Origin of the sequence: Pseudomonas chlororaphis subsp. piscium (assembly GCF_003850345.1) — a bacterium.
Lineage (GTDB): Bacteria > Pseudomonadota > Gammaproteobacteria > Pseudomonadales > Pseudomonadaceae > Aquipseudomonas > Aquipseudomonas piscium.
Window position 1 is genome coordinate 5,414,611 of sequence record NZ_CP027707.1, and the last position, 13,756, is coordinate 5,428,366.

Consider the following 13,756-nt stretch of genomic DNA (forward strand, 5'->3'; position numbering starts at 1 on the left):
AAACGCTCTGGTGCGCCATAATGTATGCCCCTTGCTGCCACTCAGACCATGAACGATTCAAAAATGCTCCCGGCTAAAACCCCGCGCTCGCCGAAACAGACTCGTGGCCATGAACGAGTCACGGCGATTCTCGACGCCTGCGCCCACCTGCTGGTCAGCCAGGGAGTGGCCAGCCTGACCATGCATGGCCTCGCGCGCGAAGCCGGCACCTCCATCGGTTCGCTGTACCACTTCTTCAGCGACAAGCAGAGCGTGCTCGACGCCCTCGGCCAGCGCCACATCGACGCCATCGACCAGATCACCGCCAACCTCCTGGCCATCGACCCGGCGACCTGGGTCGAATCGAGCAGCCAGCAGGTGATCGAGCGGATGATCATGCCGATCATGGAATACCTCGAGACCCATCCCGACCTGCTGCAGATGATCAGCCCCGCCTTCGCCCCCGGCCAGCTCCAGGCCCCAGAGGCGCGGGAGCGAATCCAGGCAACCTACGCCCGGATGCTCGCCCTGCGCCTGCCCGGCGCCACTGCCGCGCAACGCGAGACCTATGTGACAGCGATGCTTGGCTTGCCCATCGGACTGTTCCAGGTTGCTCTGGAGCATAGCCAGCTCAAGAGCATTCTGCTGCTGCAGGAAGTGCCCAGGGCGATGAAGGCCTACCTCGAGGCCATCGAGCGGCACCACGCCGCCCGCTGACCTCTGCTGTTTTCAACTGGCGCTATCGAGCGGGCGACGCAGCATCAGCCGTTCCCGCACCAGGTCGTAACCCCAGTGATAGACATAGGTGTACGGCAGGAAGAACAGCAGCACGCCGATGTCGAGAATCAGCGCCTGCATCAGGCTGACCTGCAGCCACCAGGCAATCAGCGGCACGCTCACCGCCACCAGGCCACCCTCGAACAGCAGCGCGTGGGCGACCCGGGTCCAGCCGCTGGGCGCCAGGGCCAGGCGCTTGAGCAGGCGGTCGAACAGGCCATTGAAGACCACGTTCCAGGCCAGGGCGATCAGGCCGATGGCGATGGTCGCCACACCCATGTCGACAAAGGGTTTGTCCATGATCCAGGCCAGCAGCGGCGTGCACAGCGCGAACGCCAGCAACTCGAAGCCCACGGCCTGGAAAACCCGCTCGGTCAAAGATTTGGTAGTGCTCATGATCCGGCTCCCGCCAGTGAATGTGGTTGCCATGATCACCTCAACTACCGATACTTCATAATCATTAACCATCGATCAAGGCGATAGTTCATGGCCTCACACGAAGTACTGCTGGCCTTTGTCCAGGCCGCCACCCAAGGCTCGTTTTCCGCGGCCGCGCGCAAGCTCGGCAAGAGTCAGTCGACCATCAGCGCGGCGGTGGCGAGCCTGGAGATCGACCTCGACCTGCAACTGTTCGACCGCAGCAGCCGCAAGCCCGCCCTCACCCCGCAAGGCCACGTCATGCTGCAGCGGGCCGAAGACATCCTGGCCGCCACCAGCCGCCTGGAAATGGCCGCCAGCCAGCTGGCCCAGGGCGTGGAGGCCAAGCTCACGGTGGCCCTGTCCGACACCTATCAGTCGGATCGTTTCGAAACCTCGCTGAGCGCCTTCGAACAACGCTACCCGGACCTGGAACTGGAATGCCTGATCGCCGAATGCGACGACCTGATCGAGCTGGTCCAGCGCGGCCGGGCGCAGATCGCCTTCGCCGAAATGCAGCCCGACTACCCGGCGGACCTGGACCATTCGACGGTGGACGAGCGCACGGAAATCGCCCTGTTCGTGTCGCGCAAGCACCCCTTGGCGGCGCTGAAAAATATCGACCAGGCCCGGCTGCAACAGCACCGCGAACTGCGCCTGGCAACCATCGTCAATCCCTACGACAGCCGGGCCAAGGGCCGGGTATGGTCGGCGCCGAGCTACCTGATGCTGCTGGAAATGGCCCAGGGCGGTTTTGGCTGGGCGCCCCTGCCGCGCTGGCTGGTGGAGCGTTTCGGCGCCGACAGCCTGGTGGAACTCGATGCCCGTGGCTGGCCGCGTAACGTGGCGGTCGATGCCCTGTGGTCGCGCCTGCACCCGCCTGGCCCGGCGGGCAGCTGGTTGCTGGGGCGGATGCTGGAATAGTCGCGACGATCGGCCGGAACGGCTGCGGCGTATTCGAAATCGCCGTAGGCCTTCGGCCTTATCGCAGCCTGCGGCAGCGGCTACAGGGTTCGGCAGGATTCAATTCAGAGGGTTTTCAGTGCTTCGAGCTTGTTCTCGATAAAACGCCGTTCCGGCTCTTGCCGGGTCAGTTCCAGGGCTCGCAGATAGGCTTCCCGCGCCGACTCCACCCGGCCCAACTGCCGGCAGAACTCGGCCCGCGCCGAATGGGCCAGGTGGTAATCCTGCAACTCGCCCCGGGCCAGGATCGCCTCGACCCGCTCCAGGCCGGCCAAGGGCCCGTCCCGCTGGGCGATGGCGGCCGCGCGGTTCAACTCGATCACCGGCGACGGCATGGCGCGCAACAACACGTCATACAGGCCGATGATCTGCTGCCAGTCGGTTTCCCCGGCCGTCGCCGCTTCGGCATGCACCGCGGCGATCGCCGCCTGCAGGCAGTAGGGGCCGAAACGTCGGGTGCCCAGGGCGTGCTCCACCAGGGCGCAACCTTCGGCGATCAGTTCGCGATCCCACAGCGAGCGGTCCTGTTCGTCCAGCAGCACCAGCTCCCCGGTGGCCGAGGTTCGCGCCGGGCGCCGCGACTCATGCAGCATCATCAAGGCCAGCAAGCCCATCACTTCCGGTTCCGGCAGCAGTTCCAGCAACAGGCGCCCAAGGCGGATCGCCTCCTGGGTCAGGTCCTCGCGGGTCAGCTCCGCGCCCATCGACGTCGAGTAGCCTTCGTTGAACACCAGGTAAATCACCCGCAACACGCTGTCCAGGCGCTCGGGCAGTTCGCCCAGGGACGGCACCTGATAAGGGATGTGCGCATCGCGGATCTTGGCCTTGGCGCGCACGATGCGCTGGGCGATGGTGGCCGGCGCGCAGAGAAAGGCCCGGGCGATTTCCTCGGTGGTCAGGTCGCAGATTTCCCGCAGGGTCAGCGGCACCTGGGCGTCCGCCGCCAGCGCCGGGTGGCAGCAGGTGAAGATCAGGCGCAGGCGGTCGTCTTCCAGGTCTTCCTCGCTCCAGTCAGCCTGCTCCAGCTCTTCCAGCTGACTGACCAGCGCCGCCTGGGACGCGGCGAACCGCGCCCGCCGACGCAAGCCGTCGATGGCCTTGAAACGCCCGGCCGACACCAGCCAGGCCCGCGGGTTGTCCGGTACGCCGTCGCGCTGCCAGCGCTCGACCGCGACGAAGAACGCCTCGTGCAAGGCTTCCTCGGCGAGGTCGAAATCCCCCAGCAGGCGAATCAGGGTCGCCAGGATCCGCCGCGACTCGTTGCGGTAGACCCTCTCCACCAGCGCCTTGACGCTGTCTTGCGCGGCCGTCGGCATCAGTCCGGCATGCCTCGGGTCACCAGGCTTTCCAGGCGATCCAGGCTCTGCCCCCAGCCCTCGTGAAAGCCCATGGCTTCATGGGCCTGGCGATCCTCTTCGCTCCAGTGCATGGCGCGGGCGGTGTAGAGGGTCTTGCCATCCACTTCGTCGAAGGTCACCTCGGCGCTCATGAAGGCCTTGCCCGAAGGGATCCAGCCCGGCAGGAAGGCGTCGGTGAACACCAGCCGCCGCGGCGCGACTATCTCCAGGAACACGCCCATGGTCGGGTACTCGTTGCCATCCGGTGCGCGCATCAGGGTGCGAAACTGGCCGCCGACCCACAGGTCCATTTCACACTCGGGGGTGGTCATGCCGTGGGGGCCCCACCATTGCACCAGCAACTCGGGTTCGGTCCAGGCGCGAAACAGCTTGCCGGGCGGCGCATCGATCAGGCGACTGATGGACAACTCGTATTGGGCGGGCGCACGGCCCGCGCTGTGCTCGGTCATTGCGAAACTCCTGCTTATGCTTGTTTTCAGGACTCGTTTGCAAAGGTTGCGATCAGGGATTCAACTCGCGCACCGGGCGCACCTCGATGCTGCCGACCCGGGCCGCCGGGATGTTGCCGGCGACCTGGATGGCTTCGTTGAGATCCTTGGCATCGATCAGGTAGAACCCGGCCAACTGTTCCTTGGTTTCGGCGAACGGGCCGTCGGTGATCGACAGCCGGCCGCCGCGCATGCGCACCGTGGTCGCGGTCTGCACCGACTCCAGGGCCTCGGCGGCGATCATCCGGCCGCTGCCCTGCACCGACTCGGCGTAGGCCATGCACTCGGCGTCCTTCGGGCTCTCCGGCAGGCTGTGCAACAGCTGTTCGTCGCTGTAGACCAGGCATAGGTATTTCATGGGGCTCTCCTTGATCGGGCTGATCAACTATGGCTGCAGTTTCAGGCTTTGGCGAAAAACCCGACGATCAGGGTTGCAGGTCGAACAGCACGGTGCCGCTCATCATGTCGAACGGCGCCGACCAGTGTTCGTGCACCACTTTCCACTGCCCACCAATACGCTGGTAACCCGCGGTCACGCGCATCCAGCAGGCCTTGGTCTCGCCCTTGTCGTCGGTGCCGCCGCAGTGGGCCAGCCAGTGGGCGAAGGCGATGTCGTTGGCCCCGACTATGTGCAGTTGCTCGAAGTCGAAGATGCCAGGGCCGGGGCAGACTTCCATGCAGGTCTTCCAGTGCGCGCGGTAGGCCTCCTTGCCCTTGAATTGCAACGCGGTCACGGCGTCGAACGAGGTGATGTCGTCGGCGTAGTAGCTGACGATACGATCGATGTCCTTGACCATCACGGCCTGGCGCCAGGCGTCGATCAGGCTGCGGATTTCGCTTTCGGTGGTTTGGGCGTTCATGGCGATTCTCCTTGCGATTGAGTGACAGGGGCTCAAGGTGGCCGCCAGAGGCGACCGTTAAATCGTGAAGACACCCTTAGTCGTCTGGCCGCCGGGCAAATCGACAAGGCCAGGAAAAAAAACCGGGACCCCGGGCAAAATCGCTAGAATCGCCACTCCTACAGCCTCCCCCTAGTGCTTGGATATGGATAGCCCAACGACCACCCGACTCGTGCCCTACGAACAGCTCGATGCCACGCAATTGCAGCAGCTCGACGCGCTCGAGGTGCACCCGCAACAGAAGAATTATTCCGGCGACATCTACACCGCGCTGCATACCCTGCTCAAGGCACCGGAACCCGGGATCAAGGGCTTCGCCCTGCTGGCCGACGAAGTCCCGGTGGCGTTCCTGCTGCTCAAGCGCCCGCCGTTCCTACCCCATTGGGCCGACCCCGACACCGCCACCCTGCATGCCTTGCAGGTCGATCACCGGGTCCAGGGTAAAGGCTACGGCCGCGCCTGCCTGCAAGCCCTGCCCGCCGCCGCGCGCCTGGTGTGGCCGGAGATCAAGGGGCTGATGCTGTCGGTGGACGCGGACAACCAAGCGGCGTTCAACCTCTACCTGAAGCAAGGCTGGGTCGACAGCGGCGAGGCCTACCGGGGCCGCATCGGTTACGAACGCCGCCTGGCCCTGATTTTCTGACGTTACCCAGGAGAAGCATGATGCTGACCACCCTCGAACAACTGGAAGCGATCTACGGCCTGCCCCTCGAGCGGGCCGTGCGCAAGGAAATCCCCTTCCTCAACCCGGACTATCAGGCCATGGTGCGCGCCTCGCCGCTGGTGATCCTGAGCACCAGCGGTCCCGACGGCATGGACGGCTCGCCCCGCGGCGATGCCCCGGGTTTCGTGCGGATCATCGACGAGCGCACCCTGGCCCTGCCCGACCGCCCGGGCAACAACCGCATCGACAGCCTGCGCAATATCGTCAGCGACCCGCGGGTGGCCCTGCTGTTCATCATCCCGGGCATCGGCGAGACCCTGCGGGTCAATGGCCGGGCGCGGATCTCGGCCGAGCCGGCGCTGCTGGACAGCTTCGCGGTGAACGGCAAGCCGGCGCGCACGGTGATCCTGGTGGACGTCGAGGCGGCCTACTTCCACTGCTCCAAGGCCATAGTGCGTTCCGACCTGTGGAACCCCGAGCACTACCTGGAACGCTCGGCCCTGCCCTCGGCCGGCGCCATCCTCAAGCGCCTCTGCGACGGCCAGTTCGACGCCGACCGCTACGACCGGGAAATGCCGGAACGGGTGCGCAACAGCCTGTATTGAATGCTTCTGTAGGAGCGAAGCTTGCTCGCGATAAAGGTTAACGCGGTACATCAGCCAGACCGCGACGCCCCTATCGCGGGCAAGCCTCGCTCCTACAGGGCGCTGTCGTGGAATCGCAAGCAGAAAAAAGGGCTGCCTCGTCGCAGCCCTTCGATTTCACAACTCCAGCACCATCTCATGCCAGGCCATGCCGCCATGGTCCGACGCCGAGGCCTTGAGGTAGACGAAGCCGAAGCGCTCGTACAGCGGCACATGCCGCTCCTTGCACATCAGGTTGATGCTGGCCTTGCCCAGGCCGCGCATGCGCTCGATAAAGGCCTCCAGCAAGCGCCGGGAAACACCCTGGCCCTGATAGTCCGGATGCACCACCACCGACATGATCACCACGTGAGGCCCGGCCGGGTCGTGGCCGATCAGTTCCTTGAAGGCCTCGTCGGCCATCTCGACCTCGAAGGCCGCGCCGGAATTGATGAAACCGGCCACCACGCCATCCACCTCGGCGACGATGAAACCCTCGGGCCAGGTGGCGATGCGGGTGGCGATCTTTTCTCGGGTGGCGGCTTCGTCGCCTTCGTAGGCCAGGGTTTCGATGGCGAAGCAGCGGTCCAGGTCAGCGGCGGCGACCTGACGGATCAACAGGTTGGATAAGGTCATGGGGAACAGATCGGCTATGGGAAATGTCGCCGATCATAAAGTAATAAGGCTTGCATATCGAATGGCGGCAAGCCCGTAAAACCTGCATATAGTCGCTGTCATCCGCATGCCAATCAGGCTATTTATCAGGGCTCAATCAATCCCATCCTGGTCGAGTACGGAAGTCGCCATGAGCAATGTTCAGATCGGTTTGCTGGTGCTGTTCGGCATCAGTGCGTTCGGTTTTGTCACCCTGTCCATCGACCTGTGGCGCGCCCGCCGGTTGGGCAAGGGCAAATGACCGGGCCCGCCGCGGGCCCGGCCTGTACTCGCGATGCGCCTCACTACTCCTTGAGCGGCAGCCATATCTCCAACACGCCCTGGCCGGTGTCGGGGTTGAAGTCGGCGCTGTAGCGTTCGAATTCCGGCGCATCGGCGGCTTCGCGCCCGGACTGTGGCAGCCAGGTTTTCCAGATGTATTGGAAGGTCTGCGGCAGGCTCGCGAGCGGCCCCTTGTGCTCGAACACCGCGTAATGCTGCGGCGGCACCTCGATCCAGCGATACAGCTCGGGCAAATCGTCGAGCTTGCTGATCTCGACCCCGGCGATGTATTCGAAGCCGCCCTTGCCGTCGGGGTTGCAGCAGAGGCCGTAGGTCTCCTCCCCCACCTGGCCGGGGACCTTGCCGAGATGGGGAATAAAGCGTTCCCAGAGTTCAGGAATGCGCTGCGTCGTCTCGGGAGTGAAACGCCCGCCGAGGCCGGCAATCAGCAGAAAGCGCCCCTTTTCGAAGCGCGGCACCGGCCCGCTGACCTGTTTTTGCTCATCCATGATGCGACTCCTGCCTGAAAAATGGGTTCGGCAGGGAGTATAGAGGCCAAACCCGAATCGCCTGCATCAGAGTGCGGGAAGTTCCGCGACCGCCGCGCCGACGATGAACTCCTGGTAACCGGATAGAATCACGTAGACCGCGAAATAGCAGAAGATCGCCGCAGATGCCAGGTAGGAATAGCGCAACAACTTGTCCCCCAGCAGCTTGCCGCCCTGGGTCGCGGCAAAGCACAGGCCCACGACCCAGGCCAGCCCGGCGCAGAAGAAACCGCTGAGGAACAGCCCGGAACTGAGCAGGTCGCCGCCACCGGAACGGGCAATCAGGGTACCGCCCACCGCGGCGAACCAGAGGATCGCGCTGGGGGACGACATGGCCAGGAAAATGCCGCGGAAAAACTCCTTGCGCGGCGAACCGTTGTCCACCTCGCCAGCCTCGGCCAGCACGGCGCTGTGGTGGATCGCCGAATAGATCATCTTCGCCGCGAAATACACCAGCAGCGCCGACCCGCCGATCCACAATACCCAGCGCACCATCTCGTACTGCAGCAGCACGGTCATGCCGGCCAGCGCCAGCACCGCGTAGACCAGGTCACCGACGCAGGTGCCAAGGCCCAGGCAGAAACCCTGGAAGTAGCCACGCTGCATGGCCAGGGTAATCATCGCGATATTGGCCACGCCTATGTCCAGGCACAGCGAAAGGCTCAGCAGAAAGCCGCTGGTAAACTCCATCATTCATCCTGTTCGATGCGGTTGTTCGAGTGGGGGGTATTTAACGCGGGCGGGCCCGGCGAACACAATGCGCAGGCTGCGAATCCAGCCACGAGGATGCAAATCCCTGTCCAGGCCGCGCCGCTGCCGGCGAAAAAATAGTTGTCGCCCCCCTCTGGACAGCCTGGCGCCACAGCCCTTATCGTCTGCCCCCAGGCCACCGCAGTGGCCGACGTCGCTCGGACGGTTCCGGGCGCTCACGTACTCGAGGCAACAATGGCCGAACAAGGTTCGCCGCGCCGCTTTGCGCGCATAGATCGACTCCCCCCCTACGTATTCAATATCACTGCCGAGCTGAAGATGGCTGCGCGTCGGCGCGGCGAAGACATCATCGACTTGAGCATGGGTAACCCCGACGGTGCGACTCCACCGCACATCGTCGAAAAACTGGTCACCGTCGCCCAGCGCGAAGACACCCACGGCTACTCCACCTCCAAGGGTATTCCGCGTCTGCGCCGGGCCATTTCGCGCTGGTACAAGGATCGCTACGAGGTCGATATCGACCCGGAAAGCGAAGCCATCGTCACCATCGGTTCCAAGGAAGGCCTGGCGCACCTGATGCTCGCCACCCTGGACCAGGGCGATACCGTGCTGGTGCCCAACCCGAGCTACCCGATCCACATCTACGGCGCGGTAATCGCCGGCGCCCAGGTGCGTTCAGTGCCGCTGGTGCCGGGCGTGGACTTCTTCGACGAACTGGAACGAGCCATCCGCGGCTCGATCCCGAAACCGAAGATGATGATCCTCGGTTTCCCGTCCAACCCGACCGCGCAGTGCGTCGAGCTGGATTTCTTCGAGCGGGTGATCGCCCTGGCCAAGCAGTACGACGTGCTGGTGATCCACGACCTGGCCTACGCCGACATCGTCTACGACGGCTGGAAAGCCCCGTCGATCATGCAGGTGCCGGGCGCCAAGGACATCGCGGTGGAGTTCTTCACCCTGTCCAAGAGCTACAACATGGCCGGCTGGCGTATCGGCTTCATGGTCGGCAACCCGGAGCTGGTCAGCGCCCTGGCGCGGATCAAGAGCTACCACGACTACGGCACCTTCACCCCGCTGCAGGTGGCGGCCATCGCCGCACTGGAAGGTGACCAGCAGTGCGTGAAAGACATCGCCGAGCAGTACCGCCAGCGCCGCAATGTGCTGGTCAAGGGCCTGCACGAGCTGGGCTGGATGGTCGAAAATCCCAAGGCCTCGATGTATGTCTGGGCGAAGATTCCCGAGGCCTATGCCCACCTGGGCTCGCTGGAGTTCGCCAAGAAACTGCTGGCCGAGGCCAAGGTCTGCGTCTCGCCAGGGGTGGGTTTTGGCGAGTACGGCGATGATCATGTGCGCTTCGCCCTGATCGAAAACCAGGACCGCATCCGCCAGGCCGTGCGTGGTATCCGCGGCATGTTCCGCGCCGATGGCCTGGTGCAGAAAGGCTGATACGCCCCGACAAACAAGCAGGCACAAAAAAACCGCATCGCTGCGGTTTTTTTGTGGGCGGTGTATCGCGGGGTTTAAACCACCAGCGACAACAGCAGGATAAAAATCAGGCCAACCACCGAGAGGATGGTTTCCATCGCGGTCCAGGTCTTGAAGGTTTCCGCCACGGTCATGTTGAAGTACTGCTTCACCAGCCAAAAACCGGCGTCGTTGACGTGGGACAGGATCAGGGAACCGGCACCGGTGGCCAGCACCAGCAGCTCGCGGTTGACCCCAGGAATCATGCCGACCACTGGCACCACGATGCCCGCGCCGGTGATGGTCGCCACGGTCGCCGAACCGGTGGCGATGCGAATCACCGCCGCCACCAGCCACGCCAGGAGGATCGGCGAGATCTGCGCGTTGACCGCCATGTGGCCGATCACGTCACCCACGCCGCTGGTCACCAGCATCTGCTTGAAGCCACCGCCGGCACCGATGATCAGGATGATCGCCGCGGTCGGCGCCAGGCTGGCGTCGAGCAGCTTGAGGATCTGCTTGGAGCCGATGCCCTGGCGCGAGCCGAAGGTGTAGAGCGACAGCAGCAAGGCCAGCAGCAGCGCGCTGATCGGGTGACCGATCATGTCCATCCAGATGCGGAAGAAATGCCCGTCCGGGAAGGCCACGTCGGCGAAGGTCTTGAGCAGCATCAGGAACACCGGCAGCAGCACGGTCAGCAGGGTCACGCTGAAGCTCGGCAGGTTGGCCGAGGTGTTCTCGCGCGCCAGCTGGTCCACCAGCTCCTGGGACGGATGACCCGGGATGTGCTTGGCGATGAAGGTGCCGTAGATCGGACCGGCGATGATCGCAGTCGGCAGGGCCACGATCAGGCCGTAGAGAATGGTCTTGCCGATGTCGGCGCCAAACACGCCGATGGCCAGCAGCGGGCCCGGATGCGGCGGCACCAGGCCGTGCACCGCGGACAGGCCGGCCAGCAGCGGGATACCGATCTTGATGATCGACACGCCGGTGCGCCGGGCGACGATGAACACCAGCGGGATCAGCAGCACGAAGCCGATCTCGAAGAACAGCGGGATGCCCACCAGGAAGGCGGCGAACATCATCGCCCACTGCACCCGCTCCTTGCCGAACGAGCGGATCAGGGTCTGGGCGATCTGATCCGCGCCACCGGATTCGGCCATCATTTTGCCGAGCATGGTGCCCAGCGCGAGGATGATCCCGACGAAACCGAGTACACCACCGAAGCCGTCCTGGAACGCCTTGATGATCTTGTCCACCGGCATGCCCGAAGTCAGGCCGAGGAAACCCGCGGCGATGGTCAGGGCGATGAAGGGATGCAGCTTGAATCGGGTGATCAGCACGATCAGCCCGATAATGGTGACCACTGCGTCTACCAGCAGATAGGTCTCTTGGGACATGCCAAACATGGGGTTGCCTCCGGTTTGTTGTTTTTATTCAAGCGTTAAAAACGTGAGCCGAGTGGGATAGCGCTATCTGTGTGAACCGAAGCTTATCGGGATGGGTCCAGCCCGTGCTCCAGCCACCAGCCATGGGCCTGTTCGGCCAGCCGGTCAACGCTGTGGATGGTGGCGTCCAATGCCAGGGTCAGGGGTTCGCCCACGGGAGATTCGAGGGTAGCGAACTGACTGTCGATCAGGGTCGAAGGCATGAAATGCCCCGGACGGTGGGCCACGCGATCGGCGGCCACCTGTGGTGTCAATTGCAGGAAAACGAAGCCCAGGCCGGGCGTGGCGCTGCGCAGGCGGTCGCGGTACTTGCGCTTGAGCGCCGAGCAGGTCAGCACCGGACGCTGTCCGGCGGCCAGGGCACGACGCAACTCGTCGCACAGGCTGTCGAGCCAGCCGGCACGGTCGTCGTCATCCAGGGGAATACCGGCACTCATCTTGGCGATATTGGCGGCAGGGTGGAACGTATCGCCTTCAATGGCCGTGGCGCCGCTGCGCTGGCACAGCGCTTCACTGACGCTGGACTTGCCGCAGCCGGCAACGCCCATGATGACCAGGGCGGTGATGGGTTGACTCATGTAACACCTCAGCGCGCAGACAGCGCTACCTTCGCTCTTGAAAACGCTAGTGCAAAAATAGTTTATGCCGACGCCTTCTTGTCATTTTTGTGGGTTGCCGCGTATATAGGCCGCGAAACCAAAGAGTGCGGGTCAGGCCGACCGCGCTCACGCATTGCAGCTGTTTCGAGACAGCGCTACCTTAGTGACTTGAATTTTGTTTGGCAAGCCGTCTGATGACCTCCTCCAAGAACGATAAAAATACCCGCACCACGGGGCGCCCTACTCTCAACGAAGTCGCGCGTCTGGCTGGCGTCAGCCCGATCACCGCCTCGCGAGCCTTGCGCGGCATCGACACGGTGGCCACCGAACTGGTGGAAAAGGTGCGCAAGGCCGCCAGCGAACTCAACTACGTGGTCAACCCCGCCGCTCGCGCCCTGGCCTCGGCCCAGAGCCATTCGGTTGTGGTGCTGGTGCCGTCGCTGTCCAACCTGCTGTTCATCGATACCCTGGAAGCCATTCATCAGGTTCTGCGGCCCAAGGGCTTCGAAGTGCTGATCGGCAACTTCCACTACTCCCGCGACGAAGAAGAAAACCTGCTGCGCAACTACATGGCCTACCAGCCCCGTGGCCTGCTGCTGACCGGCTTCGACCGGACCGAAAGCGCCCGACGGATGGTCGAAGCCAGCAACGTCCCCTGCGTCTACATGATGGACCTCAACCCCGAGGCCGGCCTGAACTGCGTGGGTTTCTCCCAGCACAACGCCGGGGAAACCGCCGCCGAGCACCTGATCTCCCGCGGGCGCAAGCGCCTGGCCTACATAGGCGCCCAACTCGACCAGCGCACCCTGATGCGCGGCGAAGGTTTCCGCCGTGGCCTGGAGAAAGCCGGCCTGTACGACCCGAAACTGAAAGTCCTCACTCCGCGCCCTTCGTCGGTGGGCCTGGGCGGCGAACTCTTCCTGCAACTGATGCACAGCCACCCGGACGTCGACGCGATCTTCTTCGGCAACGACGACCTGGCCCACGGCGCCCTGCTGGAAGCCATGCGCTGCGGCATCAGGATCCCCGAGCAAGTGGCGGTGATGGGCTTCAACGACCTGCCCGCCTCGGCGCACATGGTGCCGCGCCTGAGCAGCATCAGCACCCCGCGCGAAGCCATCGGCCGCCGCGCCGCGGAACAACTGCTGACCCTGATGGCCGGCAACAGCGTGGCCAAGCCGGTGGTGGACATGGGCTTCGAACTGAAGGTGCGCGAAAGCACCTGAGCCACATTCAGGAACGCAGGCTCAGGGCGCTGAGCAGTACGCCGAAGCCCACCAGCAGAACGCCGAACAGCTGGTCGATACGCCGCTTGTAAGCCATGAGCCGGGCCCGGATGCCCGGCGTCGAGAAGAACAGCGCCACCGCCACGAACCACAGCACATGGGCCAGGACAATGATCGCGCCATAGCCGATCTGCACACCCGGCGCGGTCCCTGGCTGCATCACCTGCATGAACAGGCTGACCACAAAAATCATGGTCTTGGGGTTCAGCGCATTGGTCAAAAAGCCGGTGCGCAGCGCCGTCCATGCCGAAACCCGCGGCGCATCCGTCGCCACCTCCTCCTCGACTGCGCGAGTACGCAGCATCCGGATACCGAGATAAACCAGGTACAGCGCCCCGGCGATCTTCAACGCGCTGAACAGCAGCAGCGACTCCTTGACCAGCAGGCCGACGCCAAACAGCGTGTAGCCGATATGCAGCATCACCCCGAGCCCGATCCCCAGTGCCGTGAACACGCCGTGCCGGCGCGACAGCACCAGGCTGTTGCGCGTGACCATGGCGAAATCCGGCCCCGGGCTGAGCACCGCCAGCACAGTGATGGTGATTACCACTAACAGTTCAGTCATTTTCAAACACCTTCGCTATAGAATCCGGCCC

17 protein-coding genes are annotated in these 13,756 nt (G+C 64.0%); 6 read left to right on the forward strand and 11 right to left on the reverse strand.

What is annotated here, in order from left to right; all coding sequences use genetic code 11:
• The first annotated feature begins 48 nt into the window (after positions 1-48).
• On the forward strand, positions 49-696 hold the full coding sequence (locus C4K38_RS24350) for a TetR/AcrR family transcriptional regulator (protein ID WP_053280516.1): 648 nt from the start codon (positions 49-51) through the stop codon (positions 694-696).
• A gap of 12 nt (positions 697-708) precedes the next feature.
• Here C4K38_RS24350 and C4K38_RS24355 read toward each other — a convergent pair whose 3' ends face one another.
• Positions 709-1,152, reverse strand: coding sequence for a multidrug/biocide efflux PACE transporter (locus tag C4K38_RS24355; RefSeq protein WP_053280517.1), 444 nt, complete (start codon positions 1,150-1,152; stop codon positions 709-711).
• 90 nt (positions 1,153-1,242) lie between these two features.
• Between C4K38_RS24355 and C4K38_RS24360 the strand changes: the two genes are divergently transcribed.
• Positions 1,243-2,097, forward strand: coding sequence for a LysR family transcriptional regulator (locus C4K38_RS24360; protein ID WP_053280518.1), 855 nt, complete (start codon positions 1,243-1,245; stop codon positions 2,095-2,097).
• Between the two features lie 104 nt (positions 2,098-2,201).
• Here the strand turns inward: C4K38_RS24360 and C4K38_RS24365 are convergent, their stop codons facing one another.
• From C4K38_RS24365 to C4K38_RS24380, 4 genes are all read right to left on the reverse strand, one after another.
• Positions 2,202-3,452, reverse strand: a complete 1,251-nt coding sequence (locus C4K38_RS24365) for an RNA polymerase sigma factor (protein WP_053280519.1) — start codon at positions 3,450-3,452, stop codon at positions 2,202-2,204.
• Positions 3,452-3,943: an SRPBCC family protein gene (locus tag C4K38_RS24370; RefSeq protein ID WP_053280520.1), complete on the reverse strand. Its 492-nt coding sequence runs from the start codon at positions 3,941-3,943 to the stop codon at positions 3,452-3,454. The genes C4K38_RS24365 and C4K38_RS24370 overlap by 1 nt, the downstream gene beginning before the upstream one ends.
• Before the next feature lie 52 nt (positions 3,944-3,995).
• Entirely contained in the window at positions 3,996-4,340 is a 345-nt protein-coding gene (locus C4K38_RS24375) for a YciI family protein (RefSeq protein WP_025805797.1), read from the reverse strand.
• Positions 4,341-4,407: 67 nt separating this feature from the next.
• Entirely contained in the window at positions 4,408-4,842 is a 435-nt protein-coding gene (locus C4K38_RS24380; protein WP_053280521.1) for a YybH family protein, read from the reverse strand.
• A 184-nt stretch (positions 4,843-5,026) separates the two neighbouring features.
• On the opposite strand from C4K38_RS24380, the gene C4K38_RS24385 reads away from it, so the two are divergent.
• Both C4K38_RS24385 and C4K38_RS24390 read left to right on the forward strand, forming a co-directional pair.
• A complete protein-coding gene (locus C4K38_RS24385; protein ID WP_053280522.1) occupies positions 5,027-5,524 on the forward strand; it encodes a GNAT family N-acetyltransferase in 498 nt (165 codons plus the stop codon).
• Positions 5,525-5,544: 20 nt separating this feature from the next.
• Positions 5,545-6,150 carry a pyridoxamine 5'-phosphate oxidase family protein gene (locus C4K38_RS24390; protein WP_053280523.1) on the forward strand — a complete coding sequence of 202 codons (606 nt, stop codon included), beginning with the start codon at positions 5,545-5,547 and terminating at the stop codon, positions 6,148-6,150.
• Between the two features lie 156 nt (positions 6,151-6,306).
• Here the strand turns inward: C4K38_RS24390 and C4K38_RS24395 are convergent, their stop codons facing one another.
• From C4K38_RS24395 to C4K38_RS24405, 3 genes are all read right to left on the reverse strand, one after another.
• Positions 6,307-6,804, reverse strand: coding sequence for a GNAT family N-acetyltransferase (locus C4K38_RS24395; protein WP_053280524.1), 498 nt, complete (start codon positions 6,802-6,804; stop codon positions 6,307-6,309).
• A gap of 323 nt (positions 6,805-7,127) precedes the next feature.
• Positions 7,128-7,613, reverse strand: a complete 486-nt coding sequence (locus C4K38_RS24400; RefSeq protein WP_053280525.1) for a GyrI-like domain-containing protein — start codon at positions 7,611-7,613, stop codon at positions 7,128-7,130.
• Positions 7,614-7,679: 66 nt separating this feature from the next.
• Positions 7,680-8,342, reverse strand: a complete 663-nt coding sequence (locus tag C4K38_RS24405) for a LysE family translocator (protein WP_053280526.1) — start codon at positions 8,340-8,342, stop codon at positions 7,680-7,682.
• 255 nt (positions 8,343-8,597) lie between these two features.
• On the opposite strand from C4K38_RS24405, the gene alaC reads away from it, so the two are divergent.
• Complete coding sequence (alaC, locus tag C4K38_RS24410; protein ID WP_007925133.1) at positions 8,598-9,809, forward strand: alanine transaminase; 1,212 nt, start codon at positions 8,598-8,600, stop codon at positions 9,807-9,809.
• A gap of 74 nt (positions 9,810-9,883) precedes the next feature.
• Here the strand turns inward: alaC and C4K38_RS24415 are convergent, their stop codons facing one another.
• Together C4K38_RS24415 and C4K38_RS24420 are read right to left on the reverse strand one after the other, a co-directional pair.
• On the reverse strand, positions 9,884-11,236 hold the full coding sequence (locus C4K38_RS24415) for a GntP family permease (RefSeq protein ID WP_009050373.1): 1,353 nt from the start codon (positions 11,234-11,236) through the stop codon (positions 9,884-9,886).
• An 83-nt stretch (positions 11,237-11,319) separates the two neighbouring features.
• Positions 11,320-11,853, reverse strand: coding sequence for a gluconokinase (locus C4K38_RS24420; RefSeq protein WP_053280527.1), 534 nt, complete (start codon positions 11,851-11,853; stop codon positions 11,320-11,322).
• Positions 11,854-12,068: 215 nt separating this feature from the next.
• Here C4K38_RS24420 and gntR point away from each other — a divergent pair, with 215 nt between their 5' ends.
• The gene (gntR, locus tag C4K38_RS24425; RefSeq protein ID WP_053280528.1) at positions 12,069-13,100 is read left to right on the forward strand and encodes an HTH-type transcriptional regulator GntR; all 1,032 of its coding nucleotides are present in this window, start codon (positions 12,069-12,071) and stop codon (positions 13,098-13,100) included.
• A 7-nt stretch (positions 13,101-13,107) separates the two neighbouring features.
• Here gntR and C4K38_RS24430 read toward each other — a convergent pair whose 3' ends face one another.
• On the reverse strand, positions 13,108-13,725 hold the full coding sequence (locus C4K38_RS24430) for a LysE family transporter (RefSeq protein ID WP_053280529.1): 618 nt from the start codon (positions 13,723-13,725) through the stop codon (positions 13,108-13,110).
• Between the last annotated feature and the right edge of the window lie 31 nt (positions 13,726-13,756).

Coding starts and splice junctions, on each gene's coding strand:
- gntR (WP_053280528.1), top strand. CDS start 12,069: ATGACCTCCTCCAAGAACGATAAAAATACCCGCACCACGGGGCGCCCT.
- C4K38_RS24360 (WP_053280518.1), top strand. CDS start 1,243: ATGGCCTCACACGAAGTACTGCTGGCCTTTGTCCAGGCCGCCACCCAA.
- C4K38_RS24415 (WP_009050373.1), bottom strand. CDS start 11,236: ATGTTTGGCATGTCCCAAGAGACCTATCTGCTGGTAGACGCAGTGGTC.
- alaC (WP_007925133.1), top strand. CDS start 8,598: ATGGCCGAACAAGGTTCGCCGCGCCGCTTTGCGCGCATAGATCGACTC.
- C4K38_RS24395 (WP_053280524.1), bottom strand. CDS start 6,804: ATGACCTTATCCAACCTGTTGATCCGTCAGGTCGCCGCCGCTGACCTG.
- C4K38_RS24380 (WP_053280521.1), bottom strand. CDS start 4,842: ATGAACGCCCAAACCACCGAAAGCGAAATCCGCAGCCTGATCGACGCC.
- C4K38_RS24355 (WP_053280517.1), bottom strand. CDS start 1,152: ATGAGCACTACCAAATCTTTGACCGAGCGGGTTTTCCAGGCCGTGGGC.
- C4K38_RS24350 (WP_053280516.1), top strand. CDS start 49: ATGAACGATTCAAAAATGCTCCCGGCTAAAACCCCGCGCTCGCCGAAA.
- C4K38_RS24390 (WP_053280523.1), top strand. CDS start 5,545: ATGCTGACCACCCTCGAACAACTGGAAGCGATCTACGGCCTGCCCCTC.
- C4K38_RS24365 (WP_053280519.1), bottom strand. CDS start 3,452: ATGCCGACGGCCGCGCAAGACAGCGTCAAGGCGCTGGTGGAGAGGGTC.
- C4K38_RS24370 (WP_053280520.1), bottom strand. CDS start 3,943: ATGACCGAGCACAGCGCGGGCCGTGCGCCCGCCCAATACGAGTTGTCC.
- C4K38_RS24385 (WP_053280522.1), top strand. CDS start 5,027: ATGGATAGCCCAACGACCACCCGACTCGTGCCCTACGAACAGCTCGAT.
- C4K38_RS24430 (WP_053280529.1), bottom strand. CDS start 13,725: ATGACTGAACTGTTAGTGGTAATCACCATCACTGTGCTGGCGGTGCTC.
- C4K38_RS24405 (WP_053280526.1), bottom strand. CDS start 8,342: ATGGAGTTTACCAGCGGCTTTCTGCTGAGCCTTTCGCTGTGCCTGGAC.
- C4K38_RS24400 (WP_053280525.1), bottom strand. CDS start 7,613: ATGGATGAGCAAAAACAGGTCAGCGGGCCGGTGCCGCGCTTCGAAAAG.
- C4K38_RS24420 (WP_053280527.1), bottom strand. CDS start 11,853: ATGAGTCAACCCATCACCGCCCTGGTCATCATGGGCGTTGCCGGCTGC.
- C4K38_RS24375 (WP_025805797.1), bottom strand. CDS start 4,340: ATGAAATACCTATGCCTGGTCTACAGCGACGAACAGCTGTTGCACAGC.